Genomic DNA, 269 nt, shown 5'->3' with positions numbered 1-269 from the left:
CCCTTAAAGACAGGGGGCCCATCTGTACCACAGAGTGAAGCCTGAGCTGCGGTGTAAACATTTGATCTGTTGTTTTTTTACTGATGATCTTATTTTGCATTACCCCTTCCACAAAAAGCGAGAGGTCGTCCAGAGTAGTTTCCATTGTACTTGGGGAACGGGCTTCATTGTCTTTATCTTTTTCATACAGCTCTTCTTTCGTATTATGCCCCCAGGCATAGTCATTTTCATACGCAGGAAGGAAAGTATAAGCGGTAGATTTCATACCC

General features: G+C 43.5%; 1 protein-coding gene. It reads right to left on the bottom strand.

Features of this window, described 5'->3' with window-relative positions:
* Positions 1-269, bottom strand: a 269-nt coding sequence (locus NXS07_RS22710) for a hypothetical protein (protein WP_258087664.1), incomplete at both ends; no start/stop codon positions are given.

It is taken from the genome of Xenorhabdus bovienii, assembly GCF_024721015.1.
In the GTDB taxonomy this organism is placed as follows: domain Bacteria; phylum Pseudomonadota; class Gammaproteobacteria; order Enterobacterales; family Enterobacteriaceae; genus Xenorhabdus; species Xenorhabdus bovienii.
This window is presented reverse-complemented; position numbering and strand designations above follow the sequence as displayed.